Raw genomic sequence first — 18,043 nt, 5'->3', positions numbered from 1 at the left:
TTCTTCAGGGGAATGAAATAAATAAGGTTTTCCGCCTTCGCGGAAATGAAAAAAAATGTACTTCTAATGAAAGTTAAAAACATCTGTTGTATTGGCGCCGGGTATGTAGGCGGGCCTACAATGGCGATCATCGCCCAAAAATCACCGGAAATAAACGTGACGGTGGTAGATATTAACGAGAAACGTATTGCAGCCTGGAATGACCCGGATGTGGAACAAATTCCGATCTATGAACCGGGGCTTTCTGAGGTGGTGGCTGAGGCGCGAGGGCGTAACCTATTTTTTTCAACTGATGTAGATGCAGCGATCGATGCAGCCGATATGATCTTTATTTCGGTGAATACGCCTACCAAAACCTACGGAATGGGTAAAGGCATGGCTGCTGATCTGAAGTATATTGAGTTGTGTGCACGGCAAATCGCACGGGTAGCGAAGAATGATAAGATCATTGTTGAGAAATCTACCTTACCCGTACGTACGGCCGAAGCCTTAAAGCGTATTTTGGATAATACCGGGAATGGCGTGAACTTTCAGATCCTGTCAAATCCTGAATTTTTAGCAGAAGGTACTGCAGTAACCGATTTGCATAAGCCCGATCGTGTGTTGATTGGGGGCGATGTGGATACGGAAAGCGGGCGTGAAGCCATTCAAGCCTTAGTGGACGTGTATGCGCACTGGGTGACGCCTGATAATATTTTAACCACCAACGTATGGTCTTCCGAACTTTCTAAATTGACGGCGAATGCCTTTTTGGCCCAACGGGTATCGAGCATCAATGCGATGTCTGAACTCTGTGAAGTGACGGAAGCCGATGTGCAGGAGGTGGCTAAAGCTATTGGGATGGACAGCCGGATTGGCTCTAAATTCTTAAAAGCTTCTGTAGGCTTTGGAGGCTCATGTTTTCAAAAGGATATTTTGAATTTGGTGTATATCGCAAAGTCTTTTGGTTTGAATGAAGTGGCTGATTATTGGGAGCAGGTGATTTTGATGAATGATCATCAAAAACGCCGTTTTGCCGCCAAGATCGTTAAGACCTTGTTCAATACGGTTTCCGGAAAGAAAATAGCACTTTTGGGCTGGGCGTTTAAAAAAGATACGAACGATACCCGTGAATCTGCAGCCATCTATGTAGCTGACTATTTGCTGAATGAGCAAGCGGAGATCGTAGTGTATGATCCTAAGGTAACTCAAGAACAGATCCTGGCTGATCTGGATTATCTGGGGACGCGTTCCGAAGAAGATAACCGTAAGCTGATCACTGTGGTGAATACCGCAGAAGCTGCGTGTACAGAAGCACACGCGGTCGCCGTGATGACCGAGTGGGATGAATTTAAAACCTTAGATTGGGAAGCGATCTATACACACATGCTTAAACCGGCATTTTTATTTGATGGACGCCGCTTGCTGGATAAAGAGGTGTTGACGGATCTAGGATTTGAGTTTTATGCGATAGGGAGTTAAGATGGCTTGCAATGGCTTTAAGCTCTAGGTAAGCTATGGTGAGAAGTAACTGAGAATTTTCATGCTCTACGAACTTTTCTTAGACAGGATTATAACAGGCATTTGTTCTTTTTTGCATTGTCAAAAAAAGAACCAAAAAACGCTAGGCTTAAGAAAACGACTCTAAATTTATCATTCGCCTTCTAAATTTCCTTAACTCCCCTCTGGGTCAAACAAAAGGAAATTTCACGAAGATCTCATTTCAAATTTTACGAGTCCTTTTCTATAGGCCGTAAAATGCTTTCTAAATAGCATTAGTTTTAGTACCTTTTTGTGCAACTGGTACTTGTTACATCAAATGAATTAAGCGGAGTGTTAAAGGAGCTTAGTTTGTATTGAGAAGGATTTGGAGTAATGGTCTTAGTTTAATCGGAATTTGTATTGGATTAGAGTTCTCGATACTATGTTTTCGCGCTTGGGCGCTCTAACATCACTCGAACTGACCTAGTTTGTCACATCGAGTGGATTAAGCGGAGTGTTAATGAAGTTAAATTTGTATCAAGAAGCTTCTTTGAGAGGCAATATTGGATTAATCGGGATTTGTATTGGATTAGAGTTCTCGATACACTGTTTTCGCGCTTGTGCGCTCTAACATCACTCGAACTGACCTAGTTTGTCACTTCGAGTGAATTAAGCGGAGTGTTAAAGGAGCTTAGTTTGTATCGAGAAGGATTACAAGTAAAGCTGTTCAATTTAGGACTAGCGCTGGAGTTCTCGATACTATGTTTTCGCGCTTGGGCGCTCTAACATCACTCGAACTGACCTAGTTTGTCACTTCGAGTGAATCAAGTGGAGTGATAAAGGAGCTTAGTTTGTATCGAGAAGGATTACAAGTAAAGCTGTTCAATTTAGGATTAGCGCTGGAGTTCTCGATACTATGTTTTCGCGCTTGGGCGCTCTAACATCACTCGAACTGACCTAGTTTGTCACTTCAAGTGAATTAAGCGGAGTGTTAAAGGAGTTTGATTTGTATCGAGAAGCGGTTTTTAGAGGCAATATTGGATTAATCGGGATTTGTATTGCTTGGAGTTCTCGACTGCGCTCGAACTGACAAGAAGTTTTAAAATGATAAAAACGGTACTGTATTAATGAAAAACACTGTAACTAAACTATAAGTGCTAAACGAGGTCTTAACGCCTTTTTTAACTATTCATATTATGAAAATTCTTATTACCGGCGGAGCCGGGTTTATCGGTTCGCATGTGGTACGCCGCTTTGTATTGAATTATCCTAATTACGAAATCTACAACTTGGATGCCTTGACTTACGCAGGGAATTTAGAGAATATAGCAGATATCGAAAATCAAGCTAATTATCATTTTATCAAGGGCGATATCACAGAAGCTGCTTTTGTAGAAGCACTGTTCAACGAACATAAATTTGATGGGGTGGTACACTTGGCCGCAGAATCACACGTAGATCGTTCTATTAAAGATCCTTTGGCTTTTGTTAAAACGAATGTTATAGGAACGATGAATCTATTAAATGCTGCTAAAGCGATCTGGGAAGGTGCTTATGAAGGGAAACGCTTTTATCACGTGAGTACCGATGAAGTTTATGGGGCTTTAGGAACCGAGGGTTTATTTACCGAAACCACCTCCTACGATCCCAATTCCCCATATTCTGCTTCTAAAGCAAGCTCTGATCATTTTGTGCGCGCTTACGGAGAAACCTACGGCTTGCCTTATGTGATCACGAATTGCTCTAATAATTACGGCCCCAACCATTTTCCGGAAAAGCTGATCCCGCTGTTCTTGAACAACATCATTCATAATAAACCTTTGCCGGTTTATGGAGATGGTAAGTATACCCGTGATTGGTTGTACGTAATTGACCATGCACGTGCCATTGATCTTGTATTTCATAAAGGAGTTGATGCGGAAACCTACAACATTGGTGGTTTTAACGAGTGGAAGAATATTGATCTGGTCAAATTACTCTGCACGCAGATGGATCAAAAGCTCGGTAGGGAAGAAGGCACTTCTGAACGTCTGATCACCTTTGTAAAAGACCGCCCGGGACATGATTTACGGTATGCTATTGATGCCACTAAAATCAAAAATGAATTGGGTTGGGAGCCTTCTGTAACTTTTGAAGAAGGGTTAAAGCAAACCATAGATTGGTATTTTGATAATCCCGAGTGGTTGGCTCGCGTCACCAGTGGGGCGTATCAAGAGTATTATAGTAAGCAATACGAGGAGTAGGGTAGAGCCTCTCATTCCCGACCCCTTTAGCTCCCGAAGCTTCGGGACCGAAAAGGGTGTCAGCTACGGGCTATTAATAATGCGATAAGGGTATCTATATTATTTTATCGCGATAAGGCGCTGAAATCCCGATAAATAACGGGGTCACTCGAACTGACCTTAGTTTATTATTTCGAGGGCAGCCGCGAAGTATCAACTAGTATCTATTTAAAAATCAGAATACTTTAAAATACGATAATGATTTATGGGTAAACGCATTTTAGTAACCGGCGCTAATGGACAATTGGGACAGGAATTGCAGGTGTTGGCATCGTCTTATCCTGATCTGGTATTCGATTTTGTAACACGAAAGACCTTTGATCTGGAGCAGGATGAACTTATGCTTGCCTATTTAGATCAAACCACACCTGATTATATCATCAACTGTGCGGCCTATACCGCAGTCGATAAGGCAGAATCAGAACCTGAACAAGCAAAACAAATCAATCAGCTTGCTGTAGCTACAATAGCAAAGTGGAGTGCGCAGCATCAAGTAAAGTTGCTGCATGTTTCTACGGATTATGTATTTGATGGGAAATCTGAGATCCCCTATTTAGAAAATGATAATACCAATCCTCAAAGTGTGTATGGAAGTACCAAGCGCGCCGGGGAGGAGGCTGCGATCGCTGCTTGCCCTGAAATAATCATCATTCGTACCGCTTGGGTATATTCGGCTTTTGGATCTAATTTTGTGAAAACCATGCTGCGGTTGATGCAGGAGCGCGATTCTTTAAACATTGTAAATGACCAGATCGGGAGCCCTACTTATGCAAGAGATCTGGCTGAGGTAATCTTAAAAATCATTGCAACAGAACATTGGCAAAATGGAATTTATCATTATTCCAACAGCGGTCGAATTAGTTGGTTTGAATTTGCCCAAGCTATTAAGGAACTGGCCGGTTTAACATGTGACCTCAACGGGATTCCTACCAAGGCCTACCCAACTCCTGCACAGCGACCTGCCTACTCTTTACTGAATACAGAGAAAATCCAAAAAAATTATAAGGTTGCTATTTCTAACTATACTGTTAGTTTGCAACGTTGTTTACAACAGCTCAGTACTATCTAAAGCATTTATAATGAAAGGAATTATTTTAGCCGGAGGCTCCGGTACCCGATTGTACCCCTTAACCCGTTCAATTTCGAAGCAGTTGATGCCGGTTTATGACAAACCGATGATCTATTATCCCTTGTCTGTATTGATGTTGGCGGGGATCGAAGAGGTGTTGATCATCTCTACGCCTCAAGATCTGCCTAATTTTCAGCAGCTTTTAGGCGATGGGTCTGATTTTGGGATTCAGTTAAGCTATGCCGAGCAGCCAAGCCCTGACGGTCTGGCACAAGCCTTTATTATCGGGGAGGAATTCATTGGCACTGATGATGTGTGTTTGATTCTGGGTGATAATATTTTTTATGGGCATGGACTTACCGAGTTGCTCGGCGCAGCGGTAAAGAATGTTACCGATGCTCAAAAGGCGACGGTTTTTGGGTATTATGTGCAAGATCCCGAACGCTACGGGGTAGCGGAGTTTGACGCGGCAGGTACGGTGATCTCTATTGAGGAAAAACCGCAAGCGCCCAAGAGTAATTATGCGGTGGTAGGTTTGTATTTTTACCCCAATTCGGTTGTTGAGATCGCTAAGGGGATCAAACCCAGTGCGCGCGGGGAGTTAGAGATCACGAGTGTGAATCAAGCGTATTTAGAAGGGGGGAGTCTTAAAGTAGAATTGATGGGGCGGGGTTATGCGTGGTTAGATACCGGAACTCATGAGTCTTTGCTTGAAGCCGCTAATTTTATTGAAACGATAGAAAAGCGACAAGGCTTAAAAGTAGCCTGTCTTGAGGAAATCGCTTTTGAAAAGGGTTATTTAAGCCGCGAACGCCTAGAAGAATTGGCACAATCTTTAAAGAAGAATGAATACGGCCAATACCTATTGCGCTTGGCTGCGAAAAAAAAGAAACGCTAAGATTTATGCAAGCAACAGAAACAGCATTAAAGGGCTGCTATATTATAGAGCCGCGGGTTTTTAAAGACGATCGCGGCTATTTTTTTGAAAGTTTTAATCAAAAGGCTTTTGAAGAGCTCATAGGGCAAAACGTAAATTTTGTACAGGATAACCAGTCTTTTTCTCAATATGGCGTAATCCGTGGGATCCATTTTCAACAGGGCGAACACGCCCAAGCCAAACTCGTTCGGGTATTGGCGGGAGAAGTGCTGGATGTTGCTGTAGATTTACGTGAAGATTCAGAAACCTACGGGCAGCACTTGGCGGTAAAGCTTACCGCAGCGAATCACAAACAACTCTTTGTGCCTCGAGGCTTTGGTCATGGGTTTGCAGTATTGAGCAAAACTGCAGTCTTTGCTTATAAATGTGATAATTATTACCACAAAGCTTCTGAAGGGGGCATTGTGTATAATGACCCAAGATTAGCTATTGAATGGGGTATTCCAGAAGGCAAGGTGGAGGTATCTGATAAAGATAAAATTTTAGATTTTTTTTAGAACGTAACTTTAGATTTTGAATGCAGCCAATCGGGTAGCGGCCAATACCCTAATTCTATATGGACGTATGCTGTTGACTATGGGGATCACCCTGTACTCCACACGTTTGGTCCTGAATGCCTTAGGAAGTACTGATTATGGGATCTATAATTTGATTGCCGGTATTATCGTTATGCTTTCTTTTTTAAATACCGCAATGGCTACTTCTTCGCAGCGGTATTTATCCTTTCACCAAGGGAGAAAAGATCTTCAAAAGCAAAAGGAAGTGTTTACCAATAGTTTCTTTTTGCATATAGCCATAGGGATCCTCATAGTTCTAGGATTGGAACTGGCCGGTTTGTTTTTATTTGACAGCTTTTTAAACATTCCTGCAGATCGCATTCATAGTGCTCGTGTTATCTATCACTATATGGCTGTAACGGTTTTTTTTACGGTGATTACCGTGCCTTTTAATGGCTTATTGATAGCTCATGAAAATATGCTCTGGGTAGCTTTTGTGAATATTGTAGAAACTCTACTTAAGCTGGGTATTGCGTTATTTTTATATACCTTGAGTTCCGACCGCTTGGTGGTATATGGGATTTTAACCGCAAGTATTGTGGTGGTGAGTTTTGGCTTGTATAGTATATTCTGTTTTAAAAAATACCCTGAATGCACGTTTAAAGGGGTGATGAAACCTGAACGCGGTTTTATAAAGGAACTGGCGGGTTTTGCAGGGTGGAATTTATTTGGAGCCCTATGTGGAATGGGACGTAATCAAGGGTTAGCCTTAATCCTAAACTTGTTTTTTGGTACAGTGGTCAATGCAGCTTATGGGATTGCGAATCAAATCAATGCTCAATTACAATTTTTTTCGAGAACCATGTTACGGGCGTTAAATCCGCAAATTATGAAAAGCGAAGGAGCTGGTGACCGAGAACGAATGTTACGCTTATCCATGATGGCGAGTAAATTTGGATTTTATCTTTTAGCCATATTTGCTTTACCAATAATATTTCAAATTAATGATATTTTGCTTTTTTGGTTAAAAACTGTCCCACCTAATACGGCTATTTTTTGTCAACTTATTCTAATTGGAGCAATGATGAATCAGTTAACCATAGGTCTTCAATCGGCTATGCAAGCTTATGGTGAGATAAAGCTTTATCAAATAATTGTTGGTGGAACTTTAATCATGAATCTTCCCATTGCTTACGCTATTTTATATTTTTTTGAACTACCACCATATGTTGTAATCTTAAGTTATATTATTATAGAATTCTTGGCTTGTGTTTTAAGAGTGCTATTTGCCCATTATAAACTTAATTTACCTGTGAGGGTTTATTTAAATGTGGTTGTTCTTAAAGAAGTTTATGTCGTTGCTATTGTAGTTATGATTAATGCTATTTTATATTATTTATTAGAATTTAAATACGATTTCATATTCAGTGTATTATGTTCTTTAATATTTAATGTCTGTACTATTTATCTTGTAGGCCTTAATGCTAATGAAATGAAAATCTTAAATAATATTATTACCAAAGTAAAATCCAAACTGTTTTGATGAAAAAAGAGATAATTGTATTCGGTCCATTTGATAGATTTAATTATGGTGATTTGCTATTTCCTTATATGATTGAATATGCATTCAATAAAGTGAGTAATAGGAATGATTTAGAATTTAAGAAGTATTCATTGGTAAAGGCAGATTTACGAGATAAAGGAGGCGTGCTTTCAGGGAATTTTAAAGAAATGTATGAAGAAATAAATCAAGCGCAAATTAGCAATGTTATTGTAGCTGGAGGAGAATGTTTAGCTGCAAGATGGGATAACCTCTATTCATATATTTCGCCGAGATATAATTTTTTTAGGCAATACGATTTATTTAGAAAGTTATTTAGACGGATACCAATTGCAATGAAGTTAATGGGGAGTGAGAGGGAGTTCCCATACGTCTTGGATTCGACTATATTTACAAATCAGGTCAATATTTTTTATAATTCCGTTGGGGGAGCGTCACCTAATCTAGAAGTTATAAATAGATTAAAAAAATCAACCTATGTAGCAGTAAGAGAAACTTATAGTTATGATATCTTACGAAAACATCAGGTTGAATGTAGGTTGGTCCCGGATAGTGCAATAATAATGTCAGATGTCTATAATAATGAGAAATTTTTTGCTGAAAATGTTGTTAGAAAGCATTTAAAAAATCTTGGTAATTATGTATTTCTCCAAGTTTCAAAATATAAACATGAAAATGCTATAGATGATATAGTAGCGCAAATAAAACATCTTAGCAAAGTAAAATCTTTATCAATAGTTCTTTGTCCTATAGGAACTGCTGGAGGGCACGAAGATCACATCCCCTTAAAGGAGATTTATGATAAATTGAATGATAATAACGTTAATAACGTGCATTTAGTAGATCTTCCTAGCGTAATGGAAATTATGTGGCTTATTGCTAATTCTTCACTTTATATTGGTACCAGTCTTCATGGTATTATTACAGCTATGAGTTTTGGAGTTCCTTATGTAGGTTTAAACAAATCTCAAGTTAAGTTAAAAGGATATGTTGAAACATGGGGATTGAGTGGACTTGATCAAATTCAAGATTGTAATAACTTTTACGATTATGCTAATAAATGCTTGCAAGTACCTAGTGATGAGATTAAAATGCATTCAGATAAAGAGAAGGATTTATATTATCAACATATATCTCAAATAATCGATTTAATTGACTAAGGAAGTATAAGGTGATTGTAAGTGTAATAATTGTAACTTTTAATGGTGCTAAATGGATAGATAATTGTTTAAAGAGTGTCTATGAATCAGATATACCAGTTGATGTAATTATCATAGATAATGATTCTAATGACAACACTTTAGATATAATCCGAAGTAATTATGAAAGAGCGAAAGTATTTAGTACTGGTGAGAACCTAGGTTTTGGAAAAGCAAACAATATTGGAATTGCACATGCAATTAATAGTGGGGCTGAGTATATTTATCTTCTTAACCAAGATGCATATGTTGAAATTTCAACCATTCGCGAACTTATAGTATTATCAAAAAGGAATATAGATTATGGAATTTTGAGTCCGATTCAATTAAACGGGATTGGAACTAAGTATGATTATAATTTTAAGAATATTATAGAAACAATCGATTCTACTTCACACAAAGAACCATTAGTTGCAGTAAATTTTGTTATGGCTGCGCACTGGTTAATCACTAGACATTGTATTTCTAAGGTAGGAATGTTTGATCCTATATTTGCACATTACGGGGAAGATAATGATTATTGTAATAGAGTTAGGTACCACGATATGAAGATTGGTATAGCTAATGATGTAGTCGCTTATCATGATAGAGAAGATCGAAAATTTGATATTGAAAAAAAAATAAATCAAATGTATCGGTCAGGAATTGCTATACTAACAAATATTAATTTTAGTCTAGTGCATTGTATAGGTAGTTTTTTACATTTTTCTTTTAGACTATTGATTAGATATAGAAAATACTGGAATTATTCATTCTGGAAGCAAGTTTATAGTCTTAACTATTTTATATTTTCCAATTTTAGAAAAATTTTAAAAAGGCGCAAAGAGAATAAAATTCAAGGCATATAGGTATTACTTACAACGTGGTATAGGCATATTGAAAATCATAGAAATCATATGACATCTGTAATTATTCCAACTTATAAAAGACCCTCGCAAATAAAGCGTGCCATTCTCTCGGTTTTAAATCAAAGCTATAAAGATTTTGAAATTCTTGTTATAGATGATGATCAAGAAAATGAATTCAATATTGAACAAGAGATCGCGTTAATAGGTGATCATCGAGTATTATATTTGAAAAATGAACGTACAAAGGGGGGGAATGGCGCTCGTAATACAGGTGTAGTGAATGCTAAAGGTAAGTACATAGCTTTTTTAGACGATGATGATATTTGGTTGAAAGATAAGCTGTTCCTGCAATATGAACGAATGCAAACTTTAGATGAAACTTGGGCAGGTTGCTATTGTGGCTGGAAGGTTGAACAAAATACTTTTCTAAATGGTCAAGAAGGAGATTTGTTTGAGGCTTTTTTGACGCATCAACATCGTTTTGGAGCCAGTTCAACCCTTTTTATACGAAGGAGTGTATTTGATAAAGTGGGTCTTTGGGATGAAGATCTAATTCGTTATCAAGATTATGAACTCATGGCGCGTATTTATAAGGAATATCTGTTTGCTCACGTGAACAAGGTGCTAGTAGATGTGGATGGTCATAATATTCCGAATTTGAATAAGATCAAACAGGCGAGTACGAAGTTTGTGAAAAAAATTGAAAAACTTACAGAAGATAACTTAACGTTACAAGGTTATTTTAAGTCACATTTATACCGTTCTCAGGCTGTCTTATACGCCCTAAACGGAGAAGCTAATGAGATGTTCAAACTTATTCTAAGCTCATTAAAAGTAAAAATGTTAAGTCCTAAAAAATATATCGCTTGCTTCACTTACCTGTTGAACTATTATACCTTTAAGAAACCATTTGGCACGCATAGAAAGTATATGACCGAAATTTTTGCCAAAACCACATCAAATAAGTCTTAGTGATTATAATTTACATTCACTATAAATAAAATTTGGCGTGGTTAAGATAAAGACCTTATTCATACACCTAGTTCTCTTCTTGGCTATTTTTTTGGTAGACCAAGTCGTTCTGATTTTACCTCTGTTTGTATCCAGTGTTTTATACTTTTTGGCACAAAAAAAGTATAACTTTTTCTTAATTGCAGGAGTGTACTCTTTATGTTTAGGTAGTGAGATCTATTTTTATGCCTATAGCCTAATTTTAGTTATACACCTTATTCTAACTAAAAAAACGTTTCAAAATATTTATGTCTTAAAAATTAGTCGATTACTGTTATTGTTTATAGGGTACCTATTTCTTTCTTATATCGTACAGCTGTTTTATAATTATAGCTTACTCTCCTTCCCTCTATTTTTTGTCACCTTTTTGTCACCTATGGGGGTTTTATTATTCTTAGGTAAATTAAACAAGACAAATTATTCAAAGGAATATATATTTCAACAAATCTTACACATCGCAATAGCGCAAGCAATTATTGCTCTGTTACTTCAGGCTATACCTACGGGGATAGGAGCAATTCTGAAAAGGCCAACATTAGGAGATGTAGTTGTTGGTACAACTGGAGATCCAACAGATTTATCTATACTTATGATTTTCAGTGTTCTTCCATTTTTAATAGACTTTAAGAGGGGTAATTTGAAAATTATCATTATACTAGTTTTTTTTATTGTTATGATGGTGCTTAATGATTCCAAAACACATTTATATGCTCTACTTTTAGTTTCTATATGTACTTGGTTGATAAACCGGTTTTTCATCAATAAGAGCCTTATAACGAAATCGCTTTTTATAGTTTCAGCTGCTACTTTAAGTGTATTCGCACTAAATTATGTGTCAGATTTCACGCAGCGCGTTGAGTCAAAATATGGGGATTATATCTCGGGGCGCTATGACGCGAAGTCTAGGTATTACCAGTATACCTTTTCTTTAGATACTCGTCCCTTTACTCAATATGTTTTTGGTACTGGCCCAGGCACTAATGGTACCCGTGCGGCAAATGCACTGGCTTATGATGTCATGTATAAAAAGGACAATACAGTGCAACTTCCAGGTTTTATCCCTCCTTCTTCCAGTAGGTTTACAAAAGACTATATAAGTGGTCTTTTTACAGAGGAATATGCAGAGTCCAGTAATTTTAGAAGTGCAGTTTTAGGAAATCCATTTAATTCGATTTGCGCTTTATTTGTTGAATTCGGGATTGTTGGTTTTTTTCTTTTCTTTTTATTTTTATTTCAATGTATTAAGAATTCGATTCAATTGAAGAATAATACTTTATCAAAGATTATTTTATTTTCAGTTCTAACTAATATAGTGGTATCATTTTTAGATCAAACATTTGAAACACCAATGCCTATGCACTTTATGTATTTCTTTATTGGGTTGGGATTAACAGAAAAACATTTTAGTGATGCTTTTTCAAGATTATAAAGCCAATACTAATAACACCAAAGGTAAAGTTGTAACATTCTGCTTTAGATTAGCTAGTTTTGCTTATAATCATGGTAAAATTGTAAAACTATTATTTTATCCATATCTTATTTTTTATAAAGCTCTATTTGAATGGTTGATAGGTTTTGAAGTACCGGCTTCTGTCAGCATAGGCAAAGATTTTGTTGTGTATCATCTTCAGGGCATAGTAGTAAATAAAAATACGGTCATAGGAACTGGTTTTAAATTGAGACAGACAGTGACCATAGGTAATGCAAAGGAGGGTGGAGATAGTCCTAATATTGGTAACAATGTAGAAATGGGAGCGCATAGTTGTATACTCGGAAGTGTTAATATTGGTAACAATGTGATCGTTGCGGCAGGAGCTGTTGTGTTAAATGATGTGCCTGATAATTGTGTTGTGGGTGGGGTGCCTGCTAAAATTCTGAAACGATTATAACTATGATACGACAGACTACGGCACGGCAAGTAATTACTGTAGGGTCTCAATATAAAGATCATCGTGGAGGAATTGGAGGAGTGATTGAACGCTATTCTAAACATTTTGAGGTTTTTAATTATGTTTGCACTTATGGAGTTACAACAAATAAAATAACCATTATTTGGAATTTCTTAAAAGCTACTTATTTATTGTCTAAACGGCTGATACAAAACCCTGAAATTCAAATAGTGCATATACACGGTGCCGCAAAAGGAAGTGTAATTCGCAAATATGTTTTATTTAATTTGTGTCAACGTATATTAAAAAGAAAGGTTGTTTTTCATTGTCATGCATCTGAGATGGAGGTTTTTTATAAACAGAGTCCTAGTATTATACGATGGATTCTAAAAGATTTTTTTAACAATACTACTGCCATCATATGTCTTTCTAAAAGTTGGGAACATTTTTTTACAACAAACTTTACCCCTAAAAAGTTATTTGTGCTTGAAAATATTGTTGATGATCCCATAGATCATACCTTAAACACATTGCCTCCTACATCGCCTCTTAAAGTTTTATTTTTAGGTGCAGTGGGTACGCGCAAAGGAATTTTTGATTTATTGCAAGTCTTGGCTGATAATAGATCTTTTTACCAAGATAAAATTCTACTAACTGTGGGTGGGAATGGAGAAATAGAACGTCTGGAAGCCTTTATAATTGAAAATAATCTTGAAAAAGTTGTAAAATTTGAAGGTTGGGTATCAGGTGTGAAAAAGGTACAGCTTTTAAAAGAAACAGATATCTATATTTTACCTTCTTATAATGAAGGCTTGCCGCTTTCGGTATTAGAGGCTATGTCGTACTCAAAACCTATAATTAGCACCTATGCAGGTGGGATACCTGAGATTGTAAAACCAAAAGTGAATGGAATTTTGGTAAATCCCGGTAATACTCGTGAAATTGATGCTTCTTTAAAAACATTTATAGATAACCCTCAGTTAATTCAAGTTTATGGTGAAGCTTCACAAGAGATGGTTCAAGCGCATTACGCCAAACAAGTAATGCCAAAACTAGAGTATATATATAACAAAATTTTAGGGGTGGTATGAAGTTTTTAGCTATAGCTTCGGTAGGAGGACATTGGGTACAGCTCCTAAGATTAAAACCACTATTCGAAGGTAGTGAAGTTGTTTTTATCTCTACCAAAGCATCTTTTGCTTCCTTTGTACCGCATTCTAAATTTTACACTATTCCCGATGGAAGTAGAAAAAATCCAATAAGCCTTTTAAAAAGCATTAAAGTTTTATTTAATATTATCTTACGGGAAAAGCCGGATGTTCTGATATCAACCGGGGCAGCACCCGGGTTACTTGCGCTTTTATGCGGCAGACTACTAGGAAAAAAAACAATCTGGGTAGATAGTGTTGCCAATGTTGAGCAACTTTCTTTGAGCGGGAAAATTGCTAGTAAATTTGTAAGTCATGTTTACACGCAATGGCCTAATTTGGCACAAGGGAGAATTAAATATGCCGGAAGTGTCTTGTCTAAAGATCAGAACTTATGATTTTTGTAACTACCGGGACGCAAGAACCCTTTGATAGGTTAGTTGCTTTTATAGATCAATGGAGTCAAACTATTGATGAAGAGCTTGTAGTACAGGCGACAGTTAAAGCGTATCAACCTAAATATATTAAATTAACTCCATTTATTGAACCTGAACTCTTTGAACGCTATTTTAATACAGCTCGATTAATTATTGGTCACGCTGGAATGGGAACAATCATCTCTTCTTTGGTCGCTTCAAAGGTGTTAATCGTTATTCCTCGTTCGGCAGCCAAAGGAGAGCATCGCAATGAGCATCAGATGGCGACAGCCAAAAGAATGAATGAGTTAAATTATGTGCGTGTGGCATTTAACATTGAAGAACTCCGTGTTCTTTTAGAGAAATTGCTTGATCAAGAAACCATTCAACCTCTGTGTAAATTGCGGCCTTTTGCAGATGAAACTTTAATTTCCTCTTTAAAAAGAGATTTAAATTTGAATTAAAATTTGGATATACGTAAACGTATTCTAGTTACCGGGGGTGCAGGTTTTATTGGATCCCACCTGTGTAAGCAATTGCTTAAAGAAGGTCACGAAGTGCTCTGTTTGGATAATTATTTTACGGGGAGCAAGGAAAATATTGTGGACCTATTGGCCAATCCGTATTTTGAATTGATTCGGCATGATATCACCGAACCTTTTTATGCAGAGGTGGATGAGATTTACAATTTAGCTTGCCCTGCCAGCCCTGTACATTACCAGTACAATCCCATCAAAACCATTAAGACTTCTGTAATGGGAGCAATCAACATGCTCGGGCTTGCCAAACGGGTTAAGGCAAAGATCTTACAGGCCAGTACTTCGGAGGTGTATGGAGACCCTGCAGTGCATCCACAACCGGAAACCTATTGGGGGCATGTGAATCCTATAGGACCGCGTTCCTGTTATGACGAAGGCAAGCGTTGTGCAGAAACTTTGTTTATGGATTATCATACTCAAAATGGAGTTGCGATCAAGATCGCCCGGATTTTTAATACCTACGGCCCGCATATGAGTATCAATGACGGTCGGGTGGTGTCTAACTTTGTGGTGCAAGCTTTGCGCGGGCAACCATTATCTATTTTTGGCGACGGAAGTCAGACCCGAAGTTTTCAATATGTAGACGATCTGGTTGATGGTTTGGTGGGTTTGATGCAAACCGACGCCTCGATTACGGGTCCTGTGAACCTGGGGAATCCGGCGGAGTTTACCATGTTGCAATTGGCTCAGGAGATTATAAAACTAACAGGTTCTTCTTCCAAACTGGTGTTTCAACCTTTACCTCAGGATGACCCCCAACAGCGTCGGCCCGATATCTCCAAAGCCAAGACTTTACTACAGGGTTGGGAGCCGCAAGTAGATATACAGCAAGGTTTAAGTCATACCATTGCTTATTTTGAAAAGCAATTGTCCTCTAAAAAGATCAAGTAAGGTCGTACTTATTTAAAAAAAGTTAACTTGTGCCTGTGTTAGATTCGTTGAACTAACCTATCACTGTTGAATCCCTAGCCGTATGAAACGTTCCGCACTGGTGGTGCCCATTAGTATTTTGATCCATTTAAGCCTGTTGAATGGGATGCTTGCTTGGTTAATACCCAACTTGTATTTTGATATTAATTCAATGCTGTTTTTTAATGCGACGTGGTTGTTGAGTGCTTATGCGATCGACTATTATCCAACTTCACGTAAGGAACGCTTCTTTACCAATATTCATAAACCCATTCAGTTGTATTTGCTGTTTACTTTGGGCTATTTTGCGTGGTTTAGTCTGAGTCAAACACCACTTCATTCTATTGCCTATCACCGCAATGTACTGCTGTGCTTATTTGGAAGTTTGCTATTGTATCGCATCCTGTTTTATTATGCCCGAGGTAAATACCGGGAAGTTGGCGGGAATGCGGTCAATGTGGTGGTGATCGGCCGCGACCGTAATTTAAAGAAAATCCGTAAGGTGTTTGATGAACCGGACTTGGGGTATCGGTATCTGGGCTACTTTGATAACGGGCATTCTAAAAGCCCTACCTATTTAGGAAAAGTGGAAGAAGCTTTTGCCTATTTTAAGCGAAAAGATGTGCATCAGATCTTTTGTATTGCTTCGCGTTTGTCGCAACCCCAATTGTTTAATTTGATGGCCTATGCCGATAATAACCTGATCAAATTGAAGATCGTGCCTGATAATAAGGAGATCTTTACTCGGGCGATGACCATCGAACTCTATGATAATGTACCTGTATTGAACTTACGCGAATTACCCTTAGAAACCCCTATTGCTAAAGTCGTGAAGCGTAGTTTTGATTTAGTGTTTGCACTCTTGGTAATTATAGGGGTGTTGTCTTGGTTGAGCCCGTTGATCTATATTTTGCAACGCTTTGATTCTAACGAGCCCTTATTTTTTAAACAACGTAGGCACGGGGTGAACCGCAAGGTATTTTGGTGTTATAAATTCCGCTCTATGGCCACCACGGCGGATGCGGATACCAAGATGATGACCAAGGATGATAAACGGGTGACCAAATTGGGACGTATTTTAAGACGTACCAGTATTGATGAGTTGCCACAGTTTTTTAATGTGTTGCTGGGGGATATGAGTGTGGTAGGCCCTCGACCGCATATGGAGGTGCATACCGAAAAATACCAAAGCTCAGTGGATAAATATTTGGTACGCCACTTTGTAAAACCCGGGATCACCGGTTTGGCGCAAGTACGCGGGTATCGCGGGGAGATCATACAGCAAGCCGATATCATCAACCGAACCCGTTTGGATATTTTCTATGTAGAAAAATGGAGTTTGTGGTTGGATGTAAAGATCATTATTAAAACCGTATTGAATGCGATTCAAGGGGAAGAAAAAGCTTACTAATACCATTTAGCGCTTCCGCCTTTAAAAGATAATCTTATTTTTGAGCAAAATTTATTCATGAATTTCAATTGTACAACCTACGCTAGCATTATTTTCTTATTATGCTTGAGTTCCTGTGTTTCTCGTAAAGACACTACCTATTTTTATGAACCTGATGATCTTGAGATTCCTACGCAGATAGGATTGGAGCAAAACTCAAGGGATTATATCACGATTCAGCCGAACGATGAACTTACCATCAGTGTATCAGCTCTGGAACAGGAAGCAGCTCTTCCATTCAACCCGCCAATAGTAGGTTCAAGCAATATAACTGGTGGAAATGTACGTGTTGGAGGTGCAGGACAGCTTCAAACCTATCTGGTAGATAAAGATGGTCATATTGAGTTTCCTGTTTTAGGTACCATCGAAGTTCAGGGTATGACTAGAGTCGCTCTAGCACAAAAATTGAAAGAAATGATTGCTGTTTATGTGAAGGACCCTATAATTAATGTACGTTTATCTAATTTTCAAGTTTCGGTATTGGGAGCCGTAAATCAGCCAGGCACATATACAATCACAAATGAATACCTTACTATACCTAAAGCCTTGGGGTTGGCAGGAGATATGCAAATTTATGGTCGCCGAGATAATGTGTTGGTTATGCGGGAAGAAAAAGATCGGATTGTTAAAGCTTATCTTGATCTTACAAATAATGATATTGTCAATTCTGAATTTTATTATTTAAAACAAAATGATGTGCTATATGTAGAATTGAACGATTCGCAACGCCAAGCCGGAAGTTTAAATCCGAATAGCGGATTATTTATTTCGGTAGCTTCGGTGTTGATTTCGCTTGTTGTTCTATTTGTAAGATAATTAGACGTTAA

General features: G+C 37.9%; 17 protein-coding genes. All 17 read left to right on the top strand.

Going from position 1 to position 18,043, the window contains the following annotated elements; genetic code table 11:
* Window positions 1–66: 66 nt before the first annotated feature.
* Window positions 67–1,461 carry a nucleotide sugar dehydrogenase gene (locus HCN54_RS10620; protein WP_167597784.1) on the top strand — a complete coding sequence of 465 codons (1,395 nt, stop codon included), beginning with the start codon at window positions 67–69 and terminating at the stop codon, window positions 1,459–1,461.
* A gap of 1,193 nt (window positions 1,462–2,654) precedes the next feature.
* On the top strand, window positions 2,655–3,704 hold the full coding sequence (gene rfbB / locus HCN54_RS10615; RefSeq protein ID WP_167598889.1) for a dTDP-glucose 4,6-dehydratase: 1,050 nt from the start codon (window positions 2,655–2,657) through the stop codon (window positions 3,702–3,704).
* A 244-nt stretch (window positions 3,705–3,948) separates the two neighbouring features.
* Window positions 3,949–4,812: a dTDP-4-dehydrorhamnose reductase gene (rfbD, locus tag HCN54_RS10610; RefSeq protein ID WP_167597783.1), complete on the top strand. Its 864-nt coding sequence runs from the start codon at window positions 3,949–3,951 to the stop codon at window positions 4,810–4,812.
* A gap of 10 nt (window positions 4,813–4,822) precedes the next feature.
* Entirely contained in the window at window positions 4,823–5,710 is an 888-nt protein-coding gene (gene rfbA / locus HCN54_RS10605; protein WP_167597782.1) for a glucose-1-phosphate thymidylyltransferase RfbA, read from the top strand.
* A gap of 5 nt (window positions 5,711–5,715) precedes the next feature.
* Window positions 5,716–6,246, top strand: coding sequence for a dTDP-4-dehydrorhamnose 3,5-epimerase (gene rfbC / locus HCN54_RS10600; RefSeq protein ID WP_167597781.1), 531 nt, complete (start codon window positions 5,716–5,718; stop codon window positions 6,244–6,246).
* Between the two features lie 16 nt (window positions 6,247–6,262).
* Window positions 6,263–7,789 (top strand): oligosaccharide flippase family protein, encoded by a 1,527-nt coding sequence (locus HCN54_RS10595; protein WP_167597780.1) that lies wholly within the window; start codon window positions 6,263–6,265, stop codon window positions 7,787–7,789.
* Window positions 7,789–8,967, top strand: coding sequence for a polysaccharide pyruvyl transferase family protein (locus HCN54_RS10590; protein WP_167597779.1), 1,179 nt, complete (start codon window positions 7,789–7,791; stop codon window positions 8,965–8,967). The genes HCN54_RS10595 and HCN54_RS10590 overlap by 1 nt, the downstream gene beginning before the upstream one ends.
* Before the next feature lie 11 nt (window positions 8,968–8,978).
* Window positions 8,979–9,854 (top strand): glycosyltransferase family 2 protein, encoded by an 876-nt coding sequence (locus HCN54_RS10585; protein WP_167597778.1) that lies wholly within the window; start codon window positions 8,979–8,981, stop codon window positions 9,852–9,854.
* Between the two features lie 48 nt (window positions 9,855–9,902).
* Window positions 9,903–10,826 (top strand): glycosyltransferase family 2 protein, encoded by a 924-nt coding sequence (locus HCN54_RS10580; protein WP_167597777.1) that lies wholly within the window; start codon window positions 9,903–9,905, stop codon window positions 10,824–10,826.
* 415 nt (window positions 10,827–11,241) lie between these two features.
* A complete protein-coding gene (locus HCN54_RS10575) occupies window positions 11,242–12,294 on the top strand; it encodes a hypothetical protein (protein WP_167597776.1) in 1,053 nt (350 codons plus the stop codon).
* Complete coding sequence (locus HCN54_RS10570; protein WP_167597775.1) at window positions 12,275–12,754, top strand: serine O-acetyltransferase; 480 nt, start codon at window positions 12,275–12,277, stop codon at window positions 12,752–12,754. Before HCN54_RS10575 ends, HCN54_RS10570 begins: the two co-directional genes overlap by 20 nt.
* A gap of 2 nt (window positions 12,755–12,756) precedes the next feature.
* Complete coding sequence (locus tag HCN54_RS10565) at window positions 12,757–13,845, top strand: glycosyltransferase family 4 protein (RefSeq protein ID WP_167597774.1); 1,089 nt, start codon at window positions 12,757–12,759, stop codon at window positions 13,843–13,845.
* Complete coding sequence (locus HCN54_RS10560) at window positions 13,842–14,300, top strand: glycosyltransferase (protein WP_167597773.1); 459 nt, start codon at window positions 13,842–13,844, stop codon at window positions 14,298–14,300. The genes HCN54_RS10565 and HCN54_RS10560 overlap by 4 nt, the downstream gene beginning before the upstream one ends.
* Complete coding sequence (locus HCN54_RS10555; RefSeq protein ID WP_167597772.1) at window positions 14,297–14,782, top strand: glycosyltransferase; 486 nt, start codon at window positions 14,297–14,299, stop codon at window positions 14,780–14,782. The genes HCN54_RS10560 and HCN54_RS10555 overlap by 4 nt, the downstream gene beginning before the upstream one ends.
* A gap of 9 nt (window positions 14,783–14,791) precedes the next feature.
* Window positions 14,792–15,748, top strand: coding sequence for a UDP-glucuronic acid decarboxylase family protein (locus tag HCN54_RS10550; protein ID WP_167598888.1), 957 nt, complete (start codon window positions 14,792–14,794; stop codon window positions 15,746–15,748).
* 82 nt (window positions 15,749–15,830) lie between these two features.
* Complete coding sequence (locus HCN54_RS10545; protein ID WP_167597771.1) at window positions 15,831–17,177, top strand: exopolysaccharide biosynthesis polyprenyl glycosylphosphotransferase; 1,347 nt, start codon at window positions 15,831–15,833, stop codon at window positions 17,175–17,177.
* A 57-nt stretch (window positions 17,178–17,234) separates the two neighbouring features.
* The gene (locus HCN54_RS10540) at window positions 17,235–18,032 is read left to right on the top strand and encodes a polysaccharide biosynthesis/export family protein (protein ID WP_167597770.1); all 798 of its coding nucleotides are present in this window, start codon (window positions 17,235–17,237) and stop codon (window positions 18,030–18,032) included.
* The last annotated feature ends 11 nt before the right edge of the window (window positions 18,033–18,043 follow it).

Origin of the sequence: Leeuwenhoekiella sp. ZYFB001 (assembly GCF_011784865.1) — a bacterium.
In the GTDB taxonomy this organism is placed as follows: domain Bacteria; phylum Bacteroidota; class Bacteroidia; order Flavobacteriales; family Flavobacteriaceae; genus Leeuwenhoekiella; species Leeuwenhoekiella palythoae.
Note: the sequence above shows the minus strand (reverse complement) of the source record. Positions and strands in the feature narration are given on the sequence as shown.